25 protein-coding genes and 1 pseudogene are annotated in these 26,487 nt (G+C 68.1%); 20 read left to right on the top strand and 6 right to left on the bottom strand.

Annotated elements, in window-relative coordinates; translation table 11 throughout:
- The 7 genes from WA944_RS04975 to WA944_RS04945 all read left to right on the top strand — a co-directional run.
- The coding region (locus WA944_RS04975) for an AAA family ATPase (RefSeq protein WP_526646465.1) at positions 1 to 1,067 on the top strand (1,067 nt) is incomplete at its 5' end.
- A 48-nt stretch (positions 1,068 to 1,115) separates the two neighbouring features.
- Positions 1,116 to 2,489 (top strand): signal recognition particle-docking protein FtsY, encoded by a 1,374-nt coding sequence (gene ftsY, locus WA944_RS04970; protein WP_526371570.1) that lies wholly within the window; start codon positions 1,116 to 1,118, stop codon positions 2,487 to 2,489.
- Between the two features lie 237 nt (positions 2,490 to 2,726).
- Positions 2,727 to 4,079, top strand: coding sequence for an ammonium transporter (locus tag WA944_RS04965; protein ID WP_526371574.1), 1,353 nt, complete (start codon positions 2,727 to 2,729; stop codon positions 4,077 to 4,079).
- A 33-nt stretch (positions 4,080 to 4,112) separates the two neighbouring features.
- The gene (locus tag WA944_RS04960) at positions 4,113 to 4,451 is read left to right on the top strand and encodes a P-II family nitrogen regulator (RefSeq protein WP_163889424.1); all 339 of its coding nucleotides are present in this window, start codon (positions 4,113 to 4,115) and stop codon (positions 4,449 to 4,451) included.
- A gap of 79 nt (positions 4,452 to 4,530) precedes the next feature.
- Entirely contained in the window at positions 4,531 to 7,005 is a 2,475-nt protein-coding gene (locus WA944_RS04955; protein WP_526370924.1) for a [protein-PII] uridylyltransferase, read from the top strand.
- A gap of 24 nt (positions 7,006 to 7,029) precedes the next feature.
- Positions 7,030 to 8,598 carry a signal recognition particle protein gene (gene ffh / locus WA944_RS04950; RefSeq protein ID WP_526610836.1) on the top strand — a complete coding sequence of 523 codons (1,569 nt, stop codon included), beginning with the start codon at positions 7,030 to 7,032 and terminating at the stop codon, positions 8,596 to 8,598.
- Positions 8,598 to 9,677 (top strand): amidohydrolase family protein, encoded by a 1,080-nt coding sequence (locus WA944_RS04945; protein WP_526610834.1) that lies wholly within the window; start codon positions 8,598 to 8,600, stop codon positions 9,675 to 9,677. The genes ffh and WA944_RS04945 overlap by 1 nt, the downstream gene beginning before the upstream one ends.
- A gap of 73 nt (positions 9,678 to 9,750) precedes the next feature.
- On the opposite strand, the gene WA944_RS04940 is transcribed toward WA944_RS04945, so the two are convergent.
- Positions 9,751 to 10,587 (bottom strand): D-alanyl-D-alanine carboxypeptidase, encoded by an 837-nt coding sequence (locus WA944_RS04940; RefSeq protein ID WP_526610831.1) that lies wholly within the window; start codon positions 10,585 to 10,587, stop codon positions 9,751 to 9,753.
- 73 nt (positions 10,588 to 10,660) lie between these two features.
- A complete protein-coding gene (locus WA944_RS04935; RefSeq protein WP_526372394.1) occupies positions 10,661 to 11,554 on the bottom strand; it encodes a D-alanyl-D-alanine carboxypeptidase family protein in 894 nt (297 codons plus the stop codon).
- 45 nt (positions 11,555 to 11,599) lie between these two features.
- On the opposite strand from WA944_RS04935, the gene WA944_RS04930 reads away from it, so the two are divergent.
- Positions 11,600 to 12,019, top strand: a complete 420-nt coding sequence (locus WA944_RS04930; RefSeq protein ID WP_526372393.1) for a nuclear transport factor 2 family protein — start codon at positions 11,600 to 11,602, stop codon at positions 12,017 to 12,019.
- A gap of 5 nt (positions 12,020 to 12,024) precedes the next feature.
- Here WA944_RS04930 and WA944_RS04925 read toward each other — a convergent pair.
- Positions 12,025 to 12,521: pseudogene (locus tag WA944_RS04925) on the bottom strand (nuclear transport factor 2 family protein).
- A gap of 242 nt (positions 12,522 to 12,763) precedes the next feature.
- Here WA944_RS04925 and rpsP point away from each other — a divergent pair.
- From rpsP to trmD, 4 genes are read left to right on the top strand one after another with little or no spacing between them, the layout of a single operon-like run.
- Complete coding sequence (gene rpsP / locus WA944_RS04920; RefSeq protein WP_526370174.1) at positions 12,764 to 13,279, top strand: 30S ribosomal protein S16; 516 nt, start codon at positions 12,764 to 12,766, stop codon at positions 13,277 to 13,279.
- A gap of 8 nt (positions 13,280 to 13,287) precedes the next feature.
- Positions 13,288 to 13,530, top strand: coding sequence for an RNA-binding protein (locus WA944_RS04915; protein WP_005148848.1), 243 nt, complete (start codon positions 13,288 to 13,290; stop codon positions 13,528 to 13,530).
- Positions 13,531 to 13,539: 9 nt separating this feature from the next.
- On the top strand, positions 13,540 to 14,070 hold the full coding sequence (rimM, locus tag WA944_RS04910; protein WP_526370172.1) for a ribosome maturation factor RimM: 531 nt from the start codon (positions 13,540 to 13,542) through the stop codon (positions 14,068 to 14,070).
- 8 nt (positions 14,071 to 14,078) lie between these two features.
- The gene (trmD, locus tag WA944_RS04905; RefSeq protein WP_526370170.1) at positions 14,079 to 14,765 is read left to right on the top strand and encodes a tRNA (guanosine(37)-N1)-methyltransferase TrmD; all 687 of its coding nucleotides are present in this window, start codon (positions 14,079 to 14,081) and stop codon (positions 14,763 to 14,765) included.
- On the opposite strand, the gene WA944_RS04900 is transcribed toward trmD, so the two are convergent.
- Complete coding sequence (locus WA944_RS04900) at positions 14,762 to 15,703, bottom strand: serine hydrolase (RefSeq protein ID WP_526646463.1); 942 nt, start codon at positions 15,701 to 15,703, stop codon at positions 14,762 to 14,764. The two genes, trmD and WA944_RS04900, sit on opposite strands and share 4 nt — an antisense overlap.
- 305 nt (positions 15,704 to 16,008) lie before the next feature.
- On the opposite strand from WA944_RS04900, the gene rplS reads away from it, so the two are divergent.
- From rplS to WA944_RS04860, 8 genes are all read left to right on the top strand, one after another.
- Positions 16,009 to 16,350 (top strand): 50S ribosomal protein L19, encoded by a 342-nt coding sequence (gene rplS / locus WA944_RS04895; RefSeq protein ID WP_163889450.1) that lies wholly within the window; start codon positions 16,009 to 16,011, stop codon positions 16,348 to 16,350.
- A gap of 48 nt (positions 16,351 to 16,398) precedes the next feature.
- A complete protein-coding gene (gene lepB / locus WA944_RS04890) occupies positions 16,399 to 17,247 on the top strand; it encodes a signal peptidase I (RefSeq protein WP_526372694.1) in 849 nt (282 codons plus the stop codon).
- Positions 17,248 to 17,270: 23 nt separating this feature from the next.
- Positions 17,271 to 18,029, top strand: coding sequence for a ribonuclease HII (locus tag WA944_RS04885; protein WP_526372693.1), 759 nt, complete (start codon positions 17,271 to 17,273; stop codon positions 18,027 to 18,029).
- Positions 18,026 to 18,331 (top strand): DUF2469 domain-containing protein, encoded by a 306-nt coding sequence (locus WA944_RS04880; RefSeq protein ID WP_137148053.1) that lies wholly within the window; start codon positions 18,026 to 18,028, stop codon positions 18,329 to 18,331. The genes WA944_RS04885 and WA944_RS04880 overlap by 4 nt, the downstream gene beginning before the upstream one ends.
- A 118-nt stretch (positions 18,332 to 18,449) precedes the next feature.
- Positions 18,450 to 20,003 carry a succinic semialdehyde dehydrogenase gene (locus tag WA944_RS04875; RefSeq protein ID WP_526372024.1) on the top strand — a complete coding sequence of 518 codons (1,554 nt, stop codon included), beginning with the start codon at positions 18,450 to 18,452 and terminating at the stop codon, positions 20,001 to 20,003.
- 147 nt (positions 20,004 to 20,150) lie between these two features.
- Positions 20,151 to 20,891, top strand: coding sequence for an HAD-IIA family hydrolase (locus tag WA944_RS04870; RefSeq protein WP_526372026.1), 741 nt, complete (start codon positions 20,151 to 20,153; stop codon positions 20,889 to 20,891).
- Between the two features lie 22 nt (positions 20,892 to 20,913).
- Positions 20,914 to 22,128, top strand: a complete 1,215-nt coding sequence (locus tag WA944_RS04865) for a CoA transferase (RefSeq protein ID WP_526372022.1) — start codon at positions 20,914 to 20,916, stop codon at positions 22,126 to 22,128.
- A complete protein-coding gene (locus WA944_RS04860; RefSeq protein ID WP_526372020.1) occupies positions 22,125 to 22,946 on the top strand; it encodes an acyl-CoA thioesterase in 822 nt (273 codons plus the stop codon). Before WA944_RS04865 ends, WA944_RS04860 begins: the two co-directional genes overlap by 4 nt.
- Here WA944_RS04860 and WA944_RS04855 read toward each other — a convergent pair.
- Positions 22,876 to 25,410, bottom strand: coding sequence for a non-ribosomal peptide synthetase (locus WA944_RS04855; protein ID WP_526646461.1), 2,535 nt, complete (start codon positions 25,408 to 25,410; stop codon positions 22,876 to 22,878). The two genes, WA944_RS04860 and WA944_RS04855, sit on opposite strands and share 71 nt — an antisense overlap.
- Positions 25,411 to 25,541: 131 nt before the next feature.
- Positions 25,542 to 26,372 carry a DUF1206 domain-containing protein gene (locus WA944_RS04850; RefSeq protein ID WP_526372016.1) on the bottom strand — a complete coding sequence of 277 codons (831 nt, stop codon included), beginning with the start codon at positions 26,370 to 26,372 and terminating at the stop codon, positions 25,542 to 25,544.
- Positions 26,373 to 26,487: the final 115 nt, after the last annotated feature.

The raw sequence follows: 26,487 nt of genomic DNA, 5'->3' as shown, positions 1-26,487 counted from the left end.
CGGCCGCCGTTGCCGAGTCCGGACGGTCGGTCGCCGCGCGGCTGAGTGCGGCCGTGGGCGTCGCGTCGAGGATTCGCGACGAGGTGGCCGCCGAGCGTCAGGTCCGGGCCGCCGCGCTGACGAAGACGCGCGAGGAGGTCAACGAACTCACGGCCCGGATCACCACGCTCACCGATTCTCTGCACCGCGACGAGGTGGCCAAAGCCCAAGCGGCACTGCGTATCGAACAACTCGAGCAGCAGGTGCTCGAGCAGTTCGGAATGGCAGTGGCCGACCTGGTCGCCGAATACGGGCCCAGCGTCGCGTTGCCTCCGACGGAGCTGGAGATGGCTGAGTACGAGCAGGCGCGCGAACGCGGCGAGCAGGTCACCGCGCCGGCGCCCATGCCGTTCGACCGGGCCACCCAGGAGCGGCGAGCCAAACGCGCCGAACGTGAGCTCACCGAACTGGGCAGGGTCAACCCGCTCGCCCTGGAGGAGTTCGCCGCGCTGGAGGAGCGCTACAACTTCCTGTCCACCCAGTTCGAGGACGTCAAGGCGGCCCGCAAGGACCTCCTCGACGTGATTGCCGATGTCGACGGCCGCATCCTCCAGGTGTTCGCCGAGGCGTATGCCGACGTCGAACGTGAGTTCGCCCAGGTGTTTCCGACGCTGTTCCCCGGCGGTGAGGGCAGGCTGCTGCTGACCGACCCCGACGACATGCTGACCACCGGCATCGAGGTCGAGGCCCGGCCGCCGGGAAAGAAGATCAAGCGGCTCTCGCTGCTGTCCGGCGGGGAGAAGTCGCTGACGGCGGTGGCGATGCTGGTGGCGATCTTCCGGGCCCGACCGTCGCCGTTCTATGTGATGGACGAGGTCGAAGCCGCCCTCGACGACGTCAACCTGCGCCGGTTGATCAGCCTGTTCGAGCAACTCCGCGAAGTGTCCCAGCTCATCGTCATCACCCACCAGAAGCCGACGATGGAGATCGCCGACGCGCTCTACGGCGTGACGATGCGCAACGACGGCATCACCACGGTGATCTCGCAGCGGATGCGCGGCCAGGAACTCGTCGCCAGTACGTCCTGACCGCCGGGGTCCGGAAGCACCGATTACCTCCCCTGCGACAATGGCGTGGTGTCTGAGGGTCTCTGGATCGCGATCGCGGTCATCGCTGTTCTGCTGGTCGCTGCGCTCGTTGTCGGCCTGCTCCGCTACCGCCGACGTCGGATCAGCCTCAAGGCACCGGACACCGCCACCCCAGTCGACCGCTCGGGCGGTTACAGCGCATCCTCGGGCATCACGTTCACCGGCTCGGCCCCCGCCAAGGCGCCGCCGGTCCCACGGGAGGAGCCAGGCACTGCTGCTCCGGAGCACCCCGCCCCCATCGACACCACCGGCTCACCTGCGGTCGGCGATGACGCCACCATCCCACGCGACGCGCCCAAGCGTCCGATCTCCGACGTCACGTTGCCCGAGCCCCCAGCGGCGCAGGTGCCACCGCCGGCCCCCGCCGAGGCTCCCGAGGCTCCCGAGGTTGCCGTCGACCAGCCCGCGCCGGTCGACACCGCATCCGTCATCGACGACATCGCGCCCACCGAAGGACGGCTGGATCGGCTGCGGGGCCGGCTCGCGAAGTCGCAGAACACCCTCGGCAAGAGCATGCTGGGCCTGCTGGGTGGCGGCGACCTCGACGAGGACTCGTGGGAGGAAGTCGAGGACACACTGCTGATCGCCGACCTCGGCCCCGTCGTCACCGAGTCGGTCGTCACCGCGTTGCGGTCGAAGATGGCCAGCAGCCGGGTGCGCACCGAGGCCGATGCCAGGGCGGTGCTGCGCGAGGTGCTGATCTCGGCGCTGCAACCCGACATGGACCGCTCGATCCGGGCGCTCCCGCACGACGACAAGCCGTCGGTGCTGTTGGTCGTCGGGGTCAACGGGACAGGCAAGACCACCACGGTCGGCAAGCTGGCCCGGGTGCTGGTCGCCGACGGCCGGCGCGTCGTGCTCGCCGCGGCGGACACGTTCCGCGCCGCGGCAGCCGATCAGCTGCAGGCATGGGCCTCGCGGGTCGGTGCACAGGTGGTGCGCGGCCCCGAAGGCGCCGATCCGGCGTCGGTGGCGTTCGATGCCGTCGACATCGGGATCACCTCGGGCGCCGACGTCGTGGTGATCGACACCGCCGGCCGCCTGCACACCAAGACCGGGTTGATGGACGAGCTGGGCAAGGTGAAACGGGTGGTCGGGCGGCGCGCCGTCGTCGACGAGGTCCTGCTGGTCCTGGATGCGACGATCGGGCAGAACAGCCTGCCGCAGGCCCGCGTCTTCGCCGAGGTGGTCGACATCACCGGCGTCGTCCTGACCAAGCTGGACGGCACAGCCAAGGGCGGCATTGTCTTCCGCGTCCAGCAGGAGCTCGGAGTGCCGGTCAAGCTCGTCGGGCTCGGCGAGGGGCCCGACGACCTCGCGCCGTTCGAGCCGGCCGCGTTCGTCGACGCGCTTCTGGGGTAGCGGTCGCACGAAACGCCCGGCGGTGCGGATACGAGCCGGTAATTGTGTCACGGCTCAAGGCTTTTTGCCGATCTTGGTCTTCGAAACACGAGCGTAACCACTTGAGTGTGTCAGTTCACGCAGCCGAAACACAACAGAATCACAGGTGAAACGCGGGCCGAACAGTCTCTTTGCGAGGCCGATCCTGTCGGCTGTCATCCCCAAGGAGGTTCACACAAAGTGGTTGGCTTGCATGATGTGGCCCTAGCCATACCGGACGACATGTTTCTGCCGTTCGGGCCTGAGGGCCTGAGCGCCGGTGACACGGCATGGGTGCTCACATCCGCCGCGCTGGTGTTGTTCATGACACCGGGCCTGGCGTTCTTCTACGGCGGTCTGTCCCGACAGAAGTCCGTCCTCAACATGATGATGATGTCGTTCGGCTCCCTCGGAGTCGTCAGCGTCATCTATGTGTTGTGGGGCTATTCGATGTCGTTCGCCTCGGCGCACACCGGGAACAGCGACATTCTCGGGATCTTCGACAATCCGTTCTCACTCTTCGGTCTGAGCCAGTTGTCCGAGGTGCGCGAGATCGGCGGTGTCGACACCTTTGTGCTCGGTGGATTCGGGACGGTGCCCGCCATCGTCTGGGTGGCCTTCCAACTCACCTTCGCGGTGATCACCGTCGCCCTGATCAGCGGGGCGGTGGCGGAGCGGATGAAGTTCGGCACCTGGCTGCTGTTCGGCGGCATCTGGGTAACCCTGGTGTATTTCCCTCTGTCGCACATGGTCTGGGGCGGCGGCCTGCTGTCGGCCTCGGAGTCGGGCATCGCGGCCAAACTGTTCGGCGTGGATGACGAAGGTGCCGCCAACGTCGCACCGATCGACTTCGCCGGTGGCACAGTGGTGCACATCAACGCCGGTATGGCAGCCCTCGTGTTGGCGATCCTGCTCGGCAAGCGCGCCGGCTTTGGCAAGTCCGCTTTCCGCCCACACAACGTGCCGTTCGTGTTGCTCGGCGCTGCCATCCTGTGGTTCGGCTGGTTCGGCTTCAACGTCGGCTCCGAAGGTGCGGCGGACATGCTCGCCGGTGTGGTGTGGGTGAACACCACCGCTGCAACCGCGGCCGCAATGCTGGCGTGGTTGCTGGTGGAACGTATCCGTGACGGCCACGCGACCAGCGTCGGCGCCGCCTCGGGTGTCGTCGCCGGTCTGGTTGCGATTACTCCCGCCTGTGGTTCGCTCAGCGCGATCGGTTCGTTGATCCTCGGTGCGATCGCCGGTGTGCTCTCCGCACTCGCCATCGGGCTGAAGTACAAGTTCGGTTACGACGATTCGCTCGACGTCGTCGGCGTCCACCTGGTCGCCGGGCTGTGGGGCACCATCGGAATCGGGTTCCTGGCCCTGGATACCGGTCTGTTCTACGGTGGTGGCATCGAGCAGCTCGTCGTGCAGGTCGTCATCGCACTGGTGGCAGTCGTCTTCACCGGCATCATGACCGTGATCATCGCGTTCATCGTCAAGCCTCTGGGCTGGCGAGTGTCCCAGGAGGACGAGGACACTGGTATCGATGAAACCGAACACGCCGAAACGGCTTACGAGCTCGCCTGATCGGCGACAATTTCATCGGAAGGGATCGACTACATGAAGCTGATTACTGCGATCGTCAAGCCGTTCACGCTGGAGGATGTGAAGACCGGGCTCGAACAGACGGGCATACTCGGCATGACGGTCAGCGAGGTTCAGGGTTACGGCCGCCAGAAGGGGCACACCGAGGTCTACCGAGGCGCCGAGTACTCGGTGGACTTCGTGCCCAAGGTGCGCGTCGAGGTCGTCGTCGACGACGCCGCCGTGGACAAGGTGGTGGATGTCATCGTCCAGGCTGCGCGCACCGGAAAGATCGGTGACGGAAAGGTGTGGGTCAGTCCGGTCGACACCGTGGTTCGGGTGCGCACGGGTGAGCGGGGGGCCGACGCCCTCTGACACAGCGTGGAATGAGCCGTCGTTTCCCGGCATTGCACCGGAAGAGCGCTAGACCGGTCAGTGCCGGAGAGGACAACTCATGACAGGACACAGACAAGACCCCGCCGCCGGAGCCCCTCGCTGGGTGCGCCCGGCGGCGGGTTCTTTGCGTCCCGCAACCGATCTGGTCGCCGCCGCCCAACAGCTGCTGGCCGGTGGACCACGTCAGCTGGACTCGGCCGCGCTGCGCAATGCGCTGTTGGATCTCTACGATTTCTGGCTGGCCTCCAAGGCCACCGAGATCGGCATCACCCCGACGAGTGGCTTCGCCATCGTCGCGACCGGGGGCCTGGGCAGGGGTGAGATCCTGCCGTACTCCGATCTGGATCTGATGCTGTTGCACGACGACATGCCCACCGACGCCGTCGGGGAAGTGGCCGAACTGTTGTGGTATCCGCTGTGGGACGCCAACATTCGCCTCGACCATAGTGTCCGCACGGTGCCCCAGGCGCTCAAGGTCGGCGGCGAGGACATCTCCGCCGGCCTGGCGATGCTCGAGGCGCGCCACATCGCCGGCGACGCCGACCTGTCATCGTTGCTGATCAGCGGCGCGCGCAGCCAATGGCGCACCGGGATTGCGTCGCGTTTCGACGAACTGGTCGAGCACACCAGGGCGCGATGGCAGCGCAGCGGCCAGATCGCCCACCGCGCAGAGCCGGACCTCAAGTGCGGCAGGGGTGGTCTGCGCGATGTCCAGCTGCTCAACGCGCTGGCCATCGCGCAGTTGGCCGACGTGTACCCGAGCCGGTCGCTGGCATCGCCGACCGAAACCCTCGGTGAGGCCCACCTGTCGCTGCTCAACGTCCGTACCGAGTTGCATCGCGTCGCCGGACGCGGCCGTGAACTGCTGCTGGCTCAGCATGCCGACGAGATCGGCGCCCTGCTTCGTGTCGGCGACCGGTTCGATCTGGCCCGGATGCTGTCCGACGCCGCACGCACCGTCAGCTACTACGTCGACGCGGGTATCCGCACGGCGGGAAACTCCTTGCCCCGCCGCGGGCTTGCCGCGCTGCGGCGTCCGGTACGCCGGCCGATCGACGAAGGTGTGGTCGAGTTCAACGGCGAGGTGATCCTGGCCCGCGATGCCCGCCCGGCGCGTGATCCGGGCCTGATACTGCGGGTGGCTGCCGCGTCGGCGACCACCGGTCTGCCGATGGCGGCGTCCACCCTGAGTCGCCTGGTGGAGAACGCGCCGGAGCTGCGCAGCCCCTGGGCGAGTCAGGCGCTCAAAGACCTGCTGGTGATGCTCGCCGCAGGTCCGTCCGTGGTGGGAACGATCGAATCGCTCGACCGCACCGGGCTGTGGGGCCGGCTGTTCCCCGAATGGGGTGCAGTTCGCGACCTGCCGCCACGCGATGTCGTGCACATCTGGACCGTGGACCGTCATCTGGTCGAAACCGTTGCCCGAGCAAGCGGTTTCACCACCAGAGTGTCGCGGCCCGATCTACTCGTGCTCGGCGCCCTGGTGCACGACATCGGCAAGGGCCGGGGTGGGGATCACAGCGACATCGGGGCCGAGCTGGCCACCCAGATCGGCAACCGGCTGGGGCTGTGGCCCTCCGATGTCGACATCTTGTCCAAGGTCGTGCGCCATCATCTGCTGCTGCCGCAGACCGCCACCAGGCGGGATCTGCAGGACCCCAAGACCATCGCCGCCGTGGTCGATGCCCTCGGCGGAGATCCGGTGGTGTTGGAGCTCTTGCACGTTCTCGCCGAGGCGGACTCACTGGCCACCGGCCCGGGCGTGTGGGGTGACTGGAAGGCCTCACTGCTCGGCGACCTGGTCCGGCGCTGCCGGTTGGTGATGGCCGGCGAGAGTCTGCCCGCGCCCGATCCCGTTGACCCGCGCTTTCTTTCGATGGCCGCCGACGAGGGCGTGCATGTCGAGATGACCCGCGCGGACAACCCGCACATCTACAGCGTCACGATGATCGTGCCGGATCGACGGGGCCTGCTGTCCAAGGCGGCCGGCGTCCTGGCTCTCAACAAGTTGAGGGTGCACTCCGCGTCGGTGAATTCGCACCACGGCTCAGCGATCAACACCTTCGTGGTGTCCCCGCATTTCGGTACCCCGCCGGCGGCGGAGCTGCTGCGCCAGCAGCTGATCCTCGCCATCGATGGGGAGCTCGACGTTCTGGGTGCGCTGGAGTTGCGCGGTGCCGACAGCTCGCAAGCGGGCCGCGCGGGGGAGGTCCGGGCCGCCGTGCCGGTCAACGCACCGGCCGCGCCTCCGCGGGTGATCTGGCATGCCGGGGCCGGCCCGGGGCAACTCGTCGCGGAGATCCGGGCCACCGATCGAGCGGGGCTACTGGCCGTGCTGACGGCGGTGTTCGAACGTGCCGGGGCGGACATCGCCTGGGCCAAGGTGACGACGCTGGGATCGTCGGTGGTGGATGTGTTCGGGGTGGTGCTGTCAGCGGACGGTACGGAGAACAGGCTCCGCCAGACACTGGAGCGAGAGCTGTATGCGGTGCTGCCGGCGCCGCCGCCCAAGCAGGTGGAGGAAGCCAGCTAGCCGGACGCCAAGTAGTCTGGCCTCGTGTTTGAATCCCTGTCCGACCGGTTGACCGGCGCGCTCTCTGGCCTGCGCGGGAAGGGTCGGCTCACCGACGCCGATATCGATGCGACCAGCCGCGAGATCAGGCTGGCGCTGCTGGAAGCCGACGTGTCGCTGCCGGTGGTGCGCGAGTTCGTCGCCCGTATCAAGGACCGCGCCAAGGGCGCGGAGGTCTCGGCTGCGCTGAACCCGGCCCAGCAGGTCGTCAAGATCGTCAACGAGGAACTCGTCGGCATCCTCGGCGGCCAGACCCGGCAGCTGTCCTTCGCCAAGACCCCTCCGACGGTGATCATGCTGGCGGGCCTGCAAGGCTCGGGTAAGACCACGCTGGCCGGAAAGCTCGCGAAATGGCTTAAGGGCCAAGGGCATACACCCCTGCTGGTGGCCTGCGACCTGCAACGCCCCGGTGCGGTCAATCAGCTTCAGATCGTCGGTGAACGGGCGGGTGTGCACGTGTTCGCGCCGCATCCCGGTGTCTCGCCCGACGGCGCCACGATCGAGCAGATGAAAACCGGCGACCCGGTGGCCGTGGCGTCGGGGGGTCTGGCCGAGGCGCGGGCCAAGCACTACGACGTCGTCATCGTCGACACCGCGGGTCGCCTCGGCATCGACGAGGAACTGATGGGGCAGGCCGCGGCCATCCGCGATGCCGTCACGCCCGACGAAACCCTCTTCGTCCTCGACGCGATGATCGGCCAGGACGCCGTGACCACCGCCGATGCGTTCCGCGAGGGCGTCGGGTTCACCGGCGTCGTGCTGACCAAGCTCGACGGCGACGCGCGCGGCGGCGCCGCATTGTCGGTGCGCGAGGTCACCGGCGTGCCGATCCTGTTCGCGTCGAGCGGTGAGAAGCTCGAAGACTTCGACGTCTTCCATCCCGACCGGATGGCAGGGCGCATTCTGGGCATGGGTGACGTGCTGTCGCTCATCGAGCAGGCAGAACAGCACTTCGACGCCGAGCAGGCAGAGGCGACGGCCGCCAAGATCGGCAGCGGCGAGCTCACGCTCGAGGATTTCCTCGAGCAGATGCTGGCGATCCGCAAGATGGGGCCCATCGGCAACTTGCTGGGCATGCTGCCGGGCGCCGGCCAGATGAAGGACGCGCTGGCCGCCGTCGACGACAACCAGCTCGACCGGGTGCAGGCCATCATCCGCGGGATGACCCCGGCCGAGCGCGCCGACCCGAAGATCATCAATGCCTCGCGCCGGCTGCGTATCGCCAACGGCTCCGGGGTGACGGTTTCGGAGGTCAACCAGCTCGTCGACCGCTTCTTCGAGGCGCGCAAGATGATGTCCCAGATGGCCGGCCAGATGGGGATGCCGTTCGGCCGCAAGAACACTCGCAAGGCCGCCAAGGGCAAGAACAAGCAGAAGGGCAAGAAGGGGCGCAAATCGGGCGCCGGCCCGACACCCCCGAAGACGCGCAATCCGCTCGGCGCGGGCATGCCAGCCGGCTTCCCCGATCTGTCGAACATGCCCAAGGGGCTCGACGAGCTCCCACCGGGCCTGGCCGACATCGATCTGTCGAAGCTGAAGTTCCCCAAGAACTGATGCCCCTGCACGTCCGGGGACGCGGGTTGCCCGACGGTGAGCCCGTCGAGTGGTGGATCGTCGATGGCCGGCTCAGCGCCGAACCGGTGACCGGCGCCGAGACGGTGTTCGGAGCTGACGGGGATGCCGGGTGGATTCTTCCCGGCCTGGTCGACGCGCACTGCCACGTCGGGCTCGGCCAGCACGGACCCATCGAGATGGACGAGGCCGTCGCGCAGGCCGAAACCGAGCGCGCCGCCGGGGCGCTGCTGCTGCGGGACGCCGGGTCACCCACCGACACCCGAGGCTTCGACGACCGAGCCGACCTGCCGCGCATCATCCGCGCCGGTCGCCATCTCGCGCGGCCCAAGCGCTACCAGCGCGGGTTCGCGATCGAGTTGGAGGACCAGTGGCAGTTGCCCGACGCGGTGGCAGCGCAGGCCCGGTGGGGTGACGGCTGGGTCAAGCTGGTGGGGGACTGGATCGACCGCGATATCGGGGACCTGGCGCCGCTGTGGCCCGACGACGTGCTCAAGGCCGCCATCGAGGCCGCTCATGCCAACGGCGCGCGGGTGACGGCCCACGTGTTCAGCGAGGACGCGCTGCCGGGGCTGATCAAGGCCGGTATCGACTGCATCGAGCACGGCACCGGGCTCACCGAGGACACCGTGGACCTGATGGTCGAGCACGGCACCGCGCTGGTGCCCACGCTGATCAACATCGAGAACTTCCCCGACATCGCGTCGGCCGCCAGCAAGTACCCGCGCTACGAACGCCATATGCGTGCGCTGCACCAGAGTTGTGCGGCCAGGATCGGTGCGGCGCGCGAGGCCGGTGTGCCCATCTACGCCGGCACCGACGCCGGCAGCGCCGTCGCCCACGGCCGCATCGGTGACGAGGTCGACGCGCTCAAGGGCATCGGTATGACCTCGACCGAAGCACTGGGTGCCGCCTGCTGGGACGCCCGGCAGTGGCTGGGCCGCCCCGGGCTTGCCCACGGAGCGTCGGCCGATCTGGTCTGCTACGCCGACGACCCGCGCAGGGGCGCGGCGGTGCTGGGCGCCCCGACGCTGGTGGTCCTCCGCGGCACCGTCCACTGAGGCGCCGAGTGTGAAGCCAGGGTCGTGATCGGGGCCGCGATCACGACCCGGAGTGCTATTCCGCGGCGGGTGGCTAGGGCTGGGAGAATCCCCAGTCCAGCAGCCTGGTCGCCTGCCCGTAGAGGTCGCCGTCGCCGAACATCTGCACCACCACCAGGCGCCGGTTGCCGCGTTGGGCGGCGCCGACGTAGGTCTTGCGGGCCAGGTTGGTGTAGCCGGTCTTGCCGCCGAGGTCGCCCGGGTAGCGGGTGAGCAGCTCGTTCTGGTTGGTGATCGTCTTGCCGGGGAACTGTGCCGACGGTTGCCGCATGATCTGGGCGATCAACGGATACTTCAGGGCCGCGCGCATGATGACCGCGAGATCGTGTGGCGTGGTCACCGACTCCCAGCCGGGGCCGTCCAGTCCCGACGGTGACGACGCCTTGGTGCTGCGTGCGCCGACCAGGGCGGCTTTGCGGTTCATCGCGGCCAGCGCCACCTGCTTGCCGCCGAGCATGTCGGCCAGCATGTTGGCCGCGTCGTTGCCCGACACCATCAGAATCGCCTCGACGAGCTGGCGGGTGGTGTAGGCCTGCCCGGGTTCGAGCCCTACGCAGGAGCACTCGACGTTGGTGTGGGAGGCGTTGGCCCGGGCGAAGTTGTCGGGCCGGAGGTGGTCGAGCACCACCGTGGCGAGCAGCACCTTGATCGTGCTGGCCGGGGCGTAGGTGCCGTAGGGATCCCGGCTGGCCAGCACCCGGCCGGTGTCGAGGTCGGCGACCAGCCAGGCCTTGGCGGGACCGTCCGGAAGCGCTTGCGCAGCAGCCGGCGCTGGGTCGGGCTGGGCCGCCGCGGTGGGTGCGCCGGCCGTCATCGCGGCAGGCAGGACCACGCTGAGGGCGAGCGCCAGCCCCGCGAAACTTCGTCGCACAGCAGGTGAGGCTAGTGGCGCCAGGACTCGCCGAGCGCGCGATCAGGTCTCCATCGGGTATCGAGTCGACCGGTCAGAGCCGGCTGACACCCGCGTTCGGTTCCAGCGCGAAGCCCCAGTCGAGCAGGCTGGCGGCCTGATCCCAGTAGCTGGGCGCCCCCTCCTTGTCGAGCCCGAACATCAGCGCGACCACCAGCCGCTTGCCGTTGCGTTGGGCGCCGCCGACGAATGTCTTGCGGGCGAGGTCGGTGTAACCGGTCTTGCCGCCGAAGGTGCCCGGATAGCGCTGCAGTAGTTGGTCCTGGTTCACCAGCACCTTGTCGCCGGTCTTGGTGGGGAAGACGGCGGTGGGCATCGCGGTGATCTGGGCGAAGACGGGGTTGGCCATCGCAGCCCGGAAGATCACCGCCAGATCGTGCGGCGAGGACCACATGTCGATGCCAGGTCCGTCGATCCCCGACGGTGACCCGGCGTTGGTTCCGTAGGCGCCCACCAGCGCAGCCTTGCCGTTCATCTTCATCACCGCGACGTCGTGACCGCCGAGCATCGTGGCCAGCGTGTTGGCGGCGTCGTTGCCCGACACCAGCAGCAGAGCCTCCAGCAGCTGCCGGGTGGTGTAAGTCTTTCCCGGGGCCACGCCCGCGCAGTTGCACTCCACCCGGGTGTCGGCTTCGTTGGCGACGATCGTCGCGTCGAGCGGCAACTCGTCGAGCACCGTCAGCGCGAGCAACACCTTGATGGTGCTCGCCGGGGCGTACTGGCCGTGTTCGTCGCGGGCCGCGAGCACCGCGCCGGTGTCCATGTCCGCCACCAGCCACGCCTGGGCCGGCCCGTCGGGGATCGGCGTCGACCCCGCCGGCTGGATGACCCCGGTCGCGGGCACGGCCGCCGCGGTCGGGCCGAAGGGGCCGAGGGTTCCCACGACCAGGGCCAGGGTGACCGCGAGGGACGTGAGAAGCCTTGTCATGTCGGGTGAGCCTAATCCCGGTCGACCATCGTGTTCAATCAATCCATGTTGAGCCTCGAGGAGATCTCGGACCGTTTGGAAATCCAGCAGCTGCTGATCGACTACTCCACGGCGATCGACCAGCGACGCTTCGACGACCTCGACGCGGTGTTCACCTCCGACGCCTACATCGACTACCGGGCCGCCGGGGGCATCGACGGGCCGTTCCCCGAGGTCAAGGCGTGGCTCTCTGAGGTGCTGCCGAACTTCCCGGCGTACTACCACATGCTGGGCAACGTCGATGTGCGCGTCACCGGCGACACCGCGACCTCGCGGGCGATCTGCTTCAACCCGATGGTGATGGGTGGGGGCCAGCAACAGATCTATTTTGTCGGCATCTGGTACGTCGACGAGTTCGTCCGGACCGCGCAGGGCTGGCGGATGAGCAGGCGCGTCGAGGAGAAGTGCTTCGACAAGATCCTGTGACCGGCTCAGCGGGCCACTCGACGCGCCACGCTGCCCGCCACCTTCTTGATCCGGTCGAAGATGTACAGGGAGAACACCACGTTGAAGACGTCCTCCCGCAGCCGAGTCAGCGTGGAGCTGGTGATGAACCAACGCCCGTCGATCTTCTGGTAGGTCTTGTCGTAGTGGCCGTATCCGCGCAGGTTCACCCCGGGCGGGGCGCCAGCCGGACGACGTCCTCCAGCGCCCACACGGCATGCGCGGGCGTCGCCGAGGTCAGCTCGATCTCCGGTGCGTGCACCTGATGCACCGTGGCCCGGTCGCCGAGGCTGCGGCGGGTGAACGCGACGAACGGATCGGCGCCGACGATGACCTTGCCACCTGCGCCGACCGTGTCACTGCGGAAGTCGTCGGTGAAGATGGTCCGCTACGAGTCCCAGTCCTTGGTGTCCAGGTACCGGCAGTAGCGGGCCTTGAGCTGCTTGATCGACTCGATCTCCAGTAGAACGGCGGCGTCATCCATGGGCCGAGGGTGACACTGGCTGCATAGTTTGTAAAGGTTCGCAAAGGCGCCTCGCACAGGTGCTGCGCCGGTGGCCGACGCCGGATTTCGTCCTGCGCAGCGGGCTCTGGCACAATGAGCGGCTGTCTGCCTCGGGACTCCGGCCCCGGGGCGGTCACACACGTAAGGCAAAACCGGACCGGGCAGCCCGCCCGCGTCGCTTGAATTGCCAACGTGGCAATCACAGGAGAATTCGCACCACCATGGCTGTCAAGATCAAGCTCGCCCGTTTCGGCAAAATTCGCAATCCCCAGTACCGCATCTCGGTCGCCGACGCACGCAACCGTCGCGACGGTCGCGCCATCGAGGTCATCGGCCGGTACCACCCGAAGGAAAACCCGAGCCTCATCGAGATCGATTCGGAACGCGCCCAGTACTGGCTCGGCGTGGGTGCCCAGCCCACCGAGCCCGTCCTGCAACTGCTCAAGATCACCGGCGACTGGCAGAAGTTCAAGGGCCTGCCCGGCGCTGAGGGCACGCTGAAGGTCAAGGAGCCCAAGACCAGCAAGCTCGACCTGTTCAACGCCGCGCTCGCCGAGGCCGATGGCGCTCCGACCGGCGAGGCCACCCAGCCCAAGAAGAAGAAGGCGCCGGCCAAGAAGACCGAGCCGGCCGCTGAGAAGGCGGACGAGAAGGCCGACGACAAGCCTGCCGCAGAGAAGGCCGATACCGAGACCGCCGACGCGGCCGAGACCGCTGACGCTCCCAGCGAGAGCTGAGCACGCCGGTGAGTTCAGTCGTCGTCGACGCCGTCGAGCATCTGGTCCGCGGGATCGTCGACAATCCCGATGACGTCCGGGTCGACATGGTGACCAACCGCCGCGGCCGCACGGTCGAGGTGCACGTCCATCCCGAAGACCTCGGCAAGGTCATCGGGCGTGGGGGACGCACTGCTACCGCGTTGCGCACCTTGGTGGCCGGTATCGGTGGCCGGGGTATCCGCGTCGACGTGGTGGACACCGACCAGTAGGCATCGCCCATGGAGCTGGTCGTCGGGCGCGTGGCGAAGGCGCACGGCGTCACCGGTGAGATCGTCGTCGATGTCCGCACCGACGACCCCGACGGCCGGTTCGCGCCCGGTGAGACGTTGCGGGGGCGCGCTTCCCGCGGTGGTTCCGAACGCGACTACACCATCGAATCGGTTCGCGAACACTCCGGGCGGCTGCTCGTGCGGCTGGACGGAGTCCGCAGCCGCGATGCCGCCGAGGCGATGCGCGGCACGCTGTTTCTCGTCGACTCCGACGATCTGCCCCCGATCACCGAAGCCGACGAATTCTACGACCATCAGCTCGAGGGGCTGCGGGTGCGGACCGTTACCGGCGAGGATGTCGGCACGATCACCGAGGTGTTGCACACCGCGGCCGGTGAGCTGCTCAGCGTCAGATCCGCTGAGGGCCGGGAGATCCTGATCCCCTTCGTGAGTGCGATCGTGCCCACGGTGTCGCTTGCCGACAGCGTGGTCGAGATCGATCCGCCCGATGGATTGCTCGATCTTGCCGACCTCGAGTGAGGCGCGCGGTGCGTATTGATGTGGTGAGCATCTTTCCTGCGTACCTCGAACCGCTGCGGCAGTCTCTGCCGGGCCGGGCCATCGAGGCCGGGGTGGTCCGACTTGCCGTGCACGACCTGCGGGACTGGACCCACGACGTCCATCGGTCCGTCGACGACTCGCCCTATGGCGGGGGCCCGGGAATGGTGATGAAGGCGCCGGTGTGGGGTGCGGCGCTCGATGAGATCTGTTCGGAGAACACTCTTCTGGTGATTCCGACGCCGGCGGGCCGACTGTTCACCCAAGTCGATGCCGCGCGCTGGAGCGGTGAGGAACATCTGGTGTTCGCCTGCGGGCGCTACGAGGGGATCGACCAACGTGTCGCACAGGACGCTGCGCGCCGGATGCGGGTCGAGGAGGTCTCCATCGGCGATTACGTCCTGCCCGGGGGTGAATCGGCGGCATTGGTGATGATCGAGGCGATGGTGCGCCTGCTGCCCGATGTGCTCGGCAATCCCGAGTCCCATCGCGACGACTCACATTCTGACCTGGTCGGAGGCCTCCTGGAAGGCCCCAGCTACACCAGGCCGGCGAGCTGGCGTGGACTCGATGTCCCGGACGTGTTGCTCTCGGGCGATCACGCGCGAATCGCCGCCTGGCGCCACGAGCAGGGGCTCGAGCGGACCCGCGAACGCCGGCCGGATCTGCTGGACTAGATGCGGCCCTCGGGGAACATCGTCCTCACGGCCTGCGTGATGGTCTGCCGTGCGGTGTCGTCGTCGGCTGCCTGCATCGACCCGATGACCATCACGTAGCGGCGCTCGGAGCCGACGACACCGGTGGACAGGTGCATCCAGTCGGCGCCGATGCAGCACATCCAACCCTGCTTGACGGCCACCGGTTCGGCGAACAGCCCCTCGGGGATGCCGAACCGCTGCGGGTAGATGCCGCCGGGGACCATCCCGTCGGGCGCCGTGGGTGTCGACGCCGCCAGGTCGGACAGGATGATGTCGGCCTGCTCGGGCGGCAGTCCGCCGGTGCCCGCCAGCAGCATGTCGTAGTAGCGCACCACATCGGTGGCGGTGCTGATGGTGTTGAACCACCGGCCGTTGCCGGGCGGACGGGTCGCTCCCAGCCCGTAGCGGGCGACCACGCGATTGATGATCGCGCTGCCCCCGCTGCGGTTCCAGAAGACTTCCGCAGCGCTGTCGTCGGAGGACCGCAACATCACGTCGAGCGACTGCCGATCCTCCGGCGACAGCGTGGTCTCACCGCGCGAGACCTGCAACAGCAGGTCGTCTGCGATGAACAGCTTGACCACCGAGGCGATGGCGATCGTCATGCCGTTGCCGTTGGTCAGCAACTGGCCGGTATTGCGGTCGAGCACCGCCGCGGTGATCTCGGCGCCGGCCGCGGCCGCCTCGTCGGTGGCCAGCCGTTGGCGGTCCGCCAACCCGGCGAAGCCGGCGCTGGGCGCGTCCGGCGGGGCTTCGGGCAGCGGGGCCATGGTGCCCAGCGGAGCGACCACCGTCCGCTGCGGGCCCGACGGCGCAGGGGGTGACCCGTGCACCTGGGCCTCACACCCGGCGATGACAACGGCCGCCGCCACCACTGCCGTCAACTCGGTGACCAGCCGCGATGACCGCCTTCGCATCTGTGCCCTCCGTCATTCTCCGCTGAAACTGCAGAGCCGATCCCGCGTTGTCGGGGCTGTATACCCGTTTTCCCAGGGTAGCCTTGTAAAAACGACCACGCCTGGGCGCCGATGTGCGCTGCACCACCCTGCGAGCGCGGGCACGCCGATTTCGGGGAATCGGAGTTCGTCTGGCACAATTGGGCAGTTGTCTGTGCACGGCCGGAACCGCCGCACGACTGCCCCAGACGTCCGAATCACCCATCGGCTCTGCGCGCGTCCCCCGCGACGTCGCCAGCAGCCCGAACAGCAAGGAAGTGTCTCCGATGAACACCCTGGATTTCGTCGACCAGTCGTCGTTGCGCGACGACGTCCCGGATTTCGGCCCCGGCGACACCATCAACGTCCACGTGAAGGTCATCGAGGGCTCCAAGGAGCGCATCCAGGTCTTCAAGGGCGTCGTGCTGCGCCGCCAGGGCGGTGGCGTCCGCGAGACCTTCACGGTGCGCAAGGAAAGCTACGGCGTCGGCGTCGAGCGGACCTTCCCGGTGCATTCGCCCAACATCGACCACATCGACATCGTCACCCGCGGTGACGTGCGTCGCGCCAAGCTCTACTACCTGCGTGAGCTGCGCGGCAAGAAGGCGAAGATCAAGGAAAAGCGCTGACCTGCCGGGTCGCGCCGAAACCTTCGGCGCGCTGGCTACGCTGATCTCGTGACCGGACCCTCAGACGGCCGACCCGAACCCGACGACCTGTCGTCCGAGCGCACGCTCGGTACCGCAGATCCGGCCGCTGCAGCCGCCGACGAGGAGCAGGAACCGTCGAAGAAGAAGCGCGGCGCGGTGCGCGAGGCGGCCCTGCTGATCACCATCGCGGTGGTTCTGTACTACGTGATGCTGACGTTCATCGCCCGGCCGTACCTCATCCCGTCGGAGTCGATGGAACCCACGCTGCACGGGTGTCCCGGTTGTGTCGGCGACCGCATCATGGTCGACAAGATGACCTATCGGTTCACCGAACCCGAGCCCGGGGACGTCGTCGTGTTCAAGGGGCCGCCCAACTGGAGCATCGGCTACCAGTCGATCCGGTCGGACAACACCGCGATCCGCTGGTTGCAGAATGCGCTCGCAGTGGTCGGGTTCGTCCCACCCGACGAGAACAACCTGGTGAAGCGGATCATCGCGGTCGGAGGACAGACGGTTGCGTGCCGCGCCGACACCGGCCTCACCGTCAACGGGGAACCGCTCGACGAGCCCTACCTCAGTCCGGACACCATGATGGCCGACCCCGCGGTGTACCCGTGCCTGGGCAACGAGTTCGGACCGGTCACGGTGCCCGAGGACCGGGTGTGGGTGATGGGCGACAACCGCACCCACTCGGCGGACTCCCGCACCCATTGCAGTAACCGACCCGAGGACGCGCAACGTGGTCTGCTGTGCACCGGTGACCCCGTTGCCGGGACGATCCCGGTGGACAACATCGTCGGCAAGGCGCGGTTCATCGCCTGGCCGCCGTCACGGTGGGGCGGTGTGAGCTCGGTGGACCCCCAAGAATCCAGCTGAGAGCTGACGGGAGGCCCCCACACTTGCGCGCTGCCTGGCCACCGAGAGTGGTGATCCGCAAATCGTCTGGCCTTCGCACCCTGGAATCCGCGCTGTACCGTGCCGGCCTGGGTCCGGTGGCCGGGGTCGACGAGGTCGGTCGGGGTGCCTGCGCCGGTCCGCTGGTGGTGGCGGCGTGTGTGCTGGGCCCCAACCGGTTGGAAAGTCTTGCGGCGCTCGACGATTCCAAGAGGCTGAACGAAACCGAACGGGAGCGGCTGTTCCCGCTCATCCGTCGGTATGCCCTGGCCTATCACGTGGTCTTCATCCCGTCGGTGGAGGTGGACCGCCGCGGGGTGCACGTCGCCAACATCGAAGGGATGCGACGGGCGGTGGCGGGTCTGCCGGTGCGGCCGGGGTATGTGCTCTCCGACGGATTCCGGGTGCCGGGGCTGCCGACACCGTCACTGCCGGTGGTGGGCGGTGACGCCGCCGCGGCCTGCATTGCCGCGGCGAGCGTGCTGGCCAAGGTCAGCCGCGACCGGCTCATGGTGGCCATGGAGCAGGAGCATCCCGGCTACGGCTTCGCCGAGCACAAGGGCTACAGCACCCGTGCCCACTCCGCGGCGCTGGCCAGCCTCGGCCCGTCCAGACAGCACCGGTACTCGTTCATCAATGTGCGGCGCCTGGTGACAGTCGGCGCTGACGGGGAACCCGGGGAGCATGCAGAACTCACGTGCGGGAAGATTGGGCCAGTGGGTCCTGTGGACTCCGACCTACATGAAGGACAGTTGAGCAGATGAGTGCCGAGGATCTCGAAAAGTACGAAACCGAGATGGAGCTCTCGCTCTACCGCGAGTACAAGGACATCGTCGGACAGTTCAGCTACGTCGTGGAGACCGAGCGGCGGTTCTACCTGGCCAACAGCGTCGAGATGGTGCCGCACAACGCCGACGGCGAGGTCTACTTCGAACTGCGGCTGGCCGACGCCTGGGTCTGGGACATGTACCGGCCCGCGCGGTTCGTCAAACAGGTCCGGGTGATCACGTTCAAAGACGTCAACATCGAAGAGGTCGAGAAGCCGGAGTTGCGGCTGCCCGAGTAGCGCCGGACCGCTGGCGGTCGGTGCCCACGTCACCGGCACCGCACGGTTGCCGACCCGATTCGTCGGGTAGATCTGAGGGACTGCCGAACACTAGGATCCACCGCCCGGAGGAGGCATAATGCCCGCACCGTCCGCCGCCACGTTCTCGCGTCTGGCCGACCTGATCGCCATTCCCGATGCGTCCGACCGCCCCACCCGGCCGGTTGTCGAGGTCTTCACCGGCAGAGAACTGACGACCATCCCGGTGGGCACCGCGCGGGACGCGCTGGACGCCATCGCCCGTGCCCGGGTGGCGCAGCGGGAGTGGGTGGCGCGTTCGGTCGGCGAGCGGGCCGCGGTGTTCCACCGCTACCGCGACCTGGTGCTGAAGAACCTCGATCCGCTGATGGACATGGCGCAGGCCGAGACCGGCAAGTCACGCAACGCCGCGCAGGAGGAGATCCTCGACATCGCGATGACGGCGCGCCACTACGCGCGCGTGGCCCCGAAGCTTCTGCGTCCGCAGCGGGTGACGGGCATGCTGCCGGGTCTCACCAAGACCGTGGTGCGCTACCAGCCCAAGGGCGTCGTCGGAGTGATCGCACCGTGGAACTACCCCATGACGCTCGCAGTGTCGGATGCCATCGCTGCGCTGCTCGCCGGAAATGCGGTGGTACTCAAGCCCGATAGTCAGACGCCGTACTGCGCGCTGGCGTGCGTGGAACTGCTGTACGAAGCCGGACTGCCGCGCGACCTGTTCGCCGTGGTGCCCGGGCAAGGCTCCGTCGTCGGCACGGCGCTGGTGGAGAACACCGAGTACCTGATGTTCACCGGATCGACCGCTACCGGGCAACTGCTGGCCGAGCAGGCCGGTCGCCGGCTGATCGGGTTCTCGGCCGAACTCGGTGGCAAGAACCCGATGATCGTGGCAGCGGGTGCCAACCTGCGCGAGGTCGCCGACGCCGCCGTGCGCGCCTGCTTCGCGAATTCCGGGCAGCTGTGCATCTCGATCGAGCGCATCTACGTCGAGCAGTCGATCGCCGAGGACTTCATCCGGGTGTTCGGTGACCGGGTCCGCAGAATGACGCTGCGCGGTGGCTACGAATTCGGCATCGAGATGGGCAGCCTGATCTCCGAGGAGCAGGTGAAGGCCGTCTCGAGTCACGTCGACGACGCGGTCGTGAAGGGCGCGAAGGTCGTGGCGGGCGGCAAGGCGCGCCCCGATCTGGGGCCCTTGTTCTTCGAACCGACCGTGCTGACGAACGTCCCCGAGGACGCCGAGTGCTATCGCGAGGAAACGTTCGGGCCGCTGGTCTCGATCTACCCGGTGGCGAACGTCGATGAGGCCGTCGCCCGCGCCAACGACACCGAGTACGGGCTGAACGCCAGCGTGTGGGCAGCCAACAAGCGTGAGGGCGAGGAGATCGCCGCCCGGATTCACGCGGGTACGGTCAACGTCGATGAGGGCTACGCCCCGACCTGGGGCAGCACCGGCGCGCCGATGGGTGGCATGGGGGTGTCGGGGATGGGCCGCCGTCACGGTCCCGAGGGGCTTCTCAAGTACACCGAGCCGCAGACCATCGCCACCACCCGTGTTCTCAATCTGGGCGGCCCGCGCGGACTTCCGCCGAAGGTGTGGGCGAAGGTCATGCCGCCGTTCGTCAAGGCGATGCAATGGCTGCCTGGCCGCTGAGCTGACAGGACCGACGCGAGCCGGTCCCGGACATCGAGGTGCGGCGGCGGGCCCTGCTGCTCGTCGCAATCCGGTGACGGAGGGCCCGCTTGCCACAGCTGACACACTGACAAGGTGACGTCTACCCCGCGGTCCTGGCTCACCGACATGGACGGCGTGCTCGTCCGCGAGGAACACGCGCTCCCCGGGGCCGCGGAGTTCCTGCAGCGCCTGGTCGACCGTGAGCGGCCCTTCCTGGTACTGACCAACAACTCCATCTTCACCCCCCGTGACCTCGCGGCGCGGCTGATGCGCGCCGGGCTGTCCGTTCGGGAGGAATCGATCTGGACCTCGGCATTGGCGACCGCGACGTTCCTGGGCGACCAACTGCCCGGCGGCTCCGCCTACGTCATCGGGGAGGCCGGTCTGACCACGGCCCTGCACGAGGCCGGCTACACCCTGACCGACGTCGCGCCCGATTTCGTGGTGCTCGGTGAGACCCGCACCTACTCGTTCGAGGCGATCACCAAGGCTGTCCGCCTCATCCTGGGCGGCGCCCGTTTCATCGCGACGAATCCCGACGTCACCGGACCTTCGACCGAGGGGCCGCTGCCGGCCACCGGTTCTGTTGCGGCGATGATCACGAAGGCGACCGGACGCGAGCCCTACTTCGTCGGTAAACCGAATCCGATGATGTTCCGCAGCGCGATGAACCGGATCGAGGCGCACTCGGAGAACACCGTGATGGTGGGCGACCGGATGGACACCGACATCGTCGCCGGCATCGAGGCGGGTCTGGAGACCATCCTGGTGCTGACGGGGTCCACCAACCTCGACGAGGTCGAGAAGTATCCGTTCCGTCCCAGTCGGGTTCTGCAGTCCATCAACGACGCGATCGAGTTGATCTGAGCGCTCTTGATAGCTTGACCCGATGACCGCTACGTCCGACCCGTCCCGCCCGCTTGCCGGGGTACGGATCGTCGAGATCTCCAGCTTCGTCGCGGTGCCCCTCGCCGGGATGACGTTGACCCAGCTCGGTGCCGAGGTGATCCGTGTCGACCCGATCGGCGGCGCGGCCGACTATCGCCGCTGGCCGCTCACCGAGGGTGGCGAGAGCATCTACTGGGCCGGGCTCAACAAGGGCAAGCGCTCGCTGGCGGTCGACATGCGCTCCGAGGAGGGGCAGCAGTTGGTCGCCCGGCTGATCGCCGACAGCGGCGTGTTCATCACCAATGTTGCCGGCCGACACTGGCATTCCTACGAAACTCTGACAGAGCTGCGGCCTGACCTGATCCATGTGGAGGTGTCGGGACGTGCCGACGGTGGCACCGGCGTCGATTACACCGTCAACGCCGCTATCGGTTTCCCGTTGGTCACGGGGCCGGCCGACCTGGCCACACCCGTCAACCACGTGCTGCCGGCGTGGGATGTCACCTGCGGGTTGTACGCCGCGCTGTCGGTGGTCACCGCGCTGCGTCAGCGCGATGCGACCGGTCACGGCCAGCGCATCAGCATCCCGCTGGAGAACGTGGCGTTGGCGACGGCAGGCAACCTCAGCCTGTTGACCGAGGCGATGGTCAACGGCACCTCCCGCGAACGGATCGGCAACGCCGTCTACGGCACCTACGGACAGAACTTCACCAGTGCCGACGGTGTCGGTTTCATGGTCGTAGCGCTCACCGGCCGGCACTTCCGCGACCTGACGGCGCTGACCGACACCACCGAAGCCGTTGTGGCGCTGGCCGAATCACAGAACGCGGACTTCTCCGACGAGGGTGAGAGATACCGGCACCGTGGTGCGCTGAGTGCGCTGTTCGCCGAATGGTTCGCCGCCCGGTCCGCAGAGGACATTAGCGCCGCGCTCGCGACGACGTCGGTGTTGTGGGAGCGCTACCGGACCTTCGCCGAGACCGCCACAGACGAAAGGGTCACCGCCAACCCGATGTTCACCGAAGTCGACCAGCCGCGGGTGGGTCGCTATCTGGCGCCGGGACTGCCGGTGTCGATCGACGGTGCCTACCCGGCGGCGGTGCCCGCGCCCGCGCTCGGCGACGACACCGCCGCGGTCCTCGGCGATCACCTGGCACTGTCCGCCGAGGAAATCGAGGAGCTGGTCCGATCCGGCACCGTGGCAGGTCCGCGATGAGCACCCTGTTGGATCTGCTGAATGTGACCGCCGGATCCGGGGACACCTGGCAGGGCCGGGGCAGTGGCCCCGCCGGAAAACGGGCCTACGGCGGCCAGTTGGTGGCTCAGTCCCTGGCCGCGGCGTCTCGGACGGTCAACGCGGAAAGGTCGCCGACGAACCTGCACCTGCAGTTCCTGCGCGGGGGAGACGCGGGAGCTCCCGTCGACTATCGGGTGGATCGGGTGTTCGACGGCCGCACCGCGGCCTGCAGAAGGGTCGACGCACTGCAGGACGGGCGGCTACTGGCCACGGCGACCATGTCGTTCGCCGCCGCGATGCCCGGGCCCGAACACGGCCTGCGCGGGTCCATGCCGGAGGACCCGCAGACGCTGCCCCGTACCGGCCCCGCCGGTCCCGCGCCGTCGATGCCGCTGGAAGAACTGGATATCAGGGTCGTCGACGACACGTCCGACGGGCAGTTCGTGCGCCGGTTGTGGTGGCGGGCGACGGTGCCGCTTCCCGCCGAGCCTCTGGTGCACACCCTGATCGCGGTCTATGTCACCGATGTCTACCTGATCGATCCGGCGCTGCAGGTGCACGGGCACTCGATGCGGTCGAGAAGCCACCGCAGCGGAACCACCGATTCCTCGGCCTGGTTTCACTGCGGGATCACCGCAGATCAGTGGAATCTGCTGGAATGCCGCTCACCCGCGGCCGGGCGCGGCCGCGGGGTCGTCACCGCGAGCCTCATCGGCAGCGACGGCGTCATCGCCGCGACCCTGGTTCAGGAGGGCCTGATCGCAGCGCGGGAGCCTGTGCCGGATCCGGCGCGCTGACCCTGCGTTCGGCGAGCCGTATGCGCAGCAGGGTCACCGCTGCGGTGATCGCGACGCCGACGGCGATCGATGCGACGACACCGAGGACCCGATAGCTGCCGAACAGCGGATAGACCTGGTAGTGGGTCAGGTAGGTGTACAGCGAGGCCTCCGCGACCACGCCCGCGACGGCCGCCAGCACCGATGGGCAACGCATCACGGGCACCCAGATCAGCAGGGCGAGTCCGACGAGCACCAGGGTCTCGCGCAGGGTGCTGCCGAAGTAACCGTGCACGCCTACCGCCAACACGATTGACACCAGGACGCGCTGTGGGATCGTCGTCGCCTTCGCCGCCGCCCAGCCCGCCGCGAAGAACCAGAAGGCCAGCACGGTGAACCATGCGTCCCGGCCGATCCCCAGGCCCAGCACGTCGAACCGCAGCAGGACGACGCCGCCCACCAGGAATGCGGTCGCCAGCGTGAACGAATGCCGACGCTCGAGGCGATCCACCGCCGGCAACCAGAACAGCACCGTGAGCGCGACCAGTGTCCACACCAGTACCTCGACGAACCACAGCCGTCCCGCGGTCATGCTGTCGGACGGGCCGACGAACTTGTTGGCCAACAACAGATTCGTCGGATGGTAGTCATCGGTGATCACCAGGGCGATCGCGATCCACAGCACCGACGGCACCGCGACCCAGGCGATCGTGTTGCCCAGATGGCGGATCCGGTCGTTCTGGGGGAGCGGCGTCAGACAGAACCGGCCGAAGTTGTAGCCGGCGACGCCAAGAAGGATGTGGGCGCCGCCCCAGAGTTCGAAGACTTCGGCGTGTGAGCCGACGATGAGCAGGATCGCGACCGCGCGCAGCGCGACGCTGGTCTCCAAGGTGCTGCCCCACGATCGCCACCACCGGTGTGGCGGCGCGGGCTGTGCTTCGAGTTCACGCAGCGACAGCCGCTGCCACTGCGCCGGAAGTTGGCCGAGTGCACGTTCCAGCCGCACCGACATGGCCACGTAGGACAGCGAGTTGCCGCCGAGGTCGACGAAACTTGCGTCGGGGTCGATGTCGGCGGGGTCGAGGTGGAGCACTTCGGCGAAGAGCGCCCGTAGGTCCGCGTGCTGCTGCGGGGCCGTGGCGCTGGTGTCGGAGACCAGGGCACGCGCCGCCGGGTAGTCGGGCTTGCCCGACGCCAGCATCGGCAGCTCCCGCACGGACGCGGCGGCCACGGCGCCCGCGGGAATACCCGCCGCAGCGGCGGCCAGCTGCTGCAGGTCTCTCGGCCGGTGCTCACCGGCGGCCACCACCGCCAGCTGCTCGCCGTTGTCGGTGCACAGCGCACGCAGGCCGTTGTCACGCAAGGTTATCTCGACCTGTGCGAGGTCGACGCGCAGGCCGTACATCTTCACGAAACGGCTTCTGCGGCCGATGACTTCGTACAATCCGTCACCGCCACGGCGGGCGATGTCGCCGGTGTGCAGCGCGTCCATGCTGGACCCGAGTGGCAGATCCTCGGGACCGTGCGCGTAGCCCATCATCACGTTGGGCCCGCGGTACACCAACTCGCCGATGCCGTCCTCGGGCCAGCCGTCGACGGGCTCGAGCGAGAACGAGCCCCCCGGGATCGGCCGGCCGATCGCCGAGGCGCGGCGCAGCGCGAGATCCGGTGGCAGATAGGCCATTCGCGCGGTCGCCTCGGTGGACCCGTACATCACGAACAGCTGCCAGCCCTGCCTGTCGGCCAGCGTGGCGAACCGGCGCACCCGATCGGCGGGCATCTGCCCACCGGCCTGGGTCAGGTAACACAGGTGGGGCAGATGCATCGAGGCGAAGTCGGCCCTCTCGAGCAGTTCGAAGGTGTAAGGAACCCCCGCGAACGTGGTGCCGCGGTGGCGCCGGAACAGATCCCAGAACGCGTCATCGGCCACCGAGTGTTCGGTCAGGATGAGTGCGGCGCCGACCAGCAGATGGCTGTGGACGACCGACAGGCCGTAGCAGTAGGACATCGGCAGCGTGCTTGCCGCCCTGTCGGTGCTGTCGATCTGCAGATATTCGGCGATGGCCGACGCGTTGGCGAGCAGGTTGGCGCGGGAGAGTCGGACCAGTTTCGGGGAACCGGTGCTCCCGGAGGTGGACATCAGCAGGGCGAGATCGTCGTGCAAGTCGTGGCCGGCCCCTGGGCGCAGGTGGACGCCCGTCGCGTCGATGACCACATCGGGCTGGTAGGTGGTGATGACCGCGCTGTGGTCACGCCCGGGCGGCACCGGGATCACCACGTGATCACCGGCCAGGGCGCCCAGGTAGCGGACCAGCGTGTCGACGTCGTTTCTTGTCTCGAGCAGGACCAGGCGACGTCGGTCGCCCAGGTCACGGGCGGCGGCGGCGACCAGGTCGGCGAGCTCGGCGTAGCAGAGCCGCCGCGACTCGGTCAGCACCGCGACGTTCTGGCCATGGCGGCGCAGGTGAGCGACCAGCGGGCTCATCGCAGGGCCCGAGGCACCCGTTCGGGCGCTGGTCGCATCCGGGCAGTCCTTTCGGCGACAGGTGCCGAGCACCTGAGCTGAGGCTTACCGAAGTGAGGATACCATCACCTCAGTTCCTGCCCAAAAGGCGATCACATCCGGCCGAAGCGGCTCCGGATGAAGCTGTACACGCCGAACGCGGCGATCCCCAGCGCGGCGGCGATCAGCAGGAACTTGCCGAACGGCGCCTGCCCCAGGGTCGTGATCGCGGCGTCGAGACCGCTGGCCTTGGCCGGATCAGCCTGCAGGGTGGCGATGATGACCAGCAGTCCGGCGCCGGCGAGCACCAGGCCTTTGGCGACGAACCCGGCGATCCCGGTGGCGACGATCGCGGTGCCGCCCGAGACGCGAAGATCGTCGAGGAACTTCTGCGTCACGCCCTTGTAGACGTGATACCCCCCGACGGCCACCACGGCCAGACCCACGACGATCAGCACCGCCTTGCCCCATCCCGACTGCATCAGCTGAGCGGACATGCCCGCGTTCTGCTGGCCGCTGGACTGGCCACTGCCCATCGCGAACCGCGCGGCGGACAGCGCGATGGCGAAGTTCGCGACGGCCACGCCCAGAGACCGGGCACGTTTCCAGGCCGGGTTGTCGTCATCGGAGCCGGAACGCTCCCCGGGCCGGGAACCGACGACTGCCTCGGCAATGCGCCACAGGCCCAGAGCCACCAGGCCGACCGTCGCGGCCCACAGCATCACCTTGCCGCCGGTCTGGCTGCCCAGGGTGGCCAGCGCGCCCGACTGGTCGGCGTTTCCGCCGCCGCCGGTGAGGGCGAGTTGCAGGATGATGTAGCCGATCAGCAGGTGCAGCACACCGCTGGCGGCGAAGCCGGCCCGAGCGATGTACTCGAAGGCATCGCTGTCGGTGGCCAGGTCGGCGACGCCGTGTACGGACTGGGATGAGGATCTGTTGGCCATGACGCCTCCTGGTCGCGGATGGCGCTGGCATACCCCGGTTTTGACGCCGGCGAAACTGCGGACGTCGAGACGGGTCAGTGCGGGGCGGCGATGATCCGGGTGGCCGCCTCCACGG

The sequence above is a fragment of the Mycobacterium sp. genome (assembly GCF_049683355.1).
In the GTDB taxonomy this organism is placed as follows: Bacteria; Actinomycetota; Actinomycetes; order Mycobacteriales; family Mycobacteriaceae; genus Mycobacterium.
Note: the sequence above shows the minus strand (reverse complement) of the source record. Positions and strands in the feature narration are given on the sequence as shown.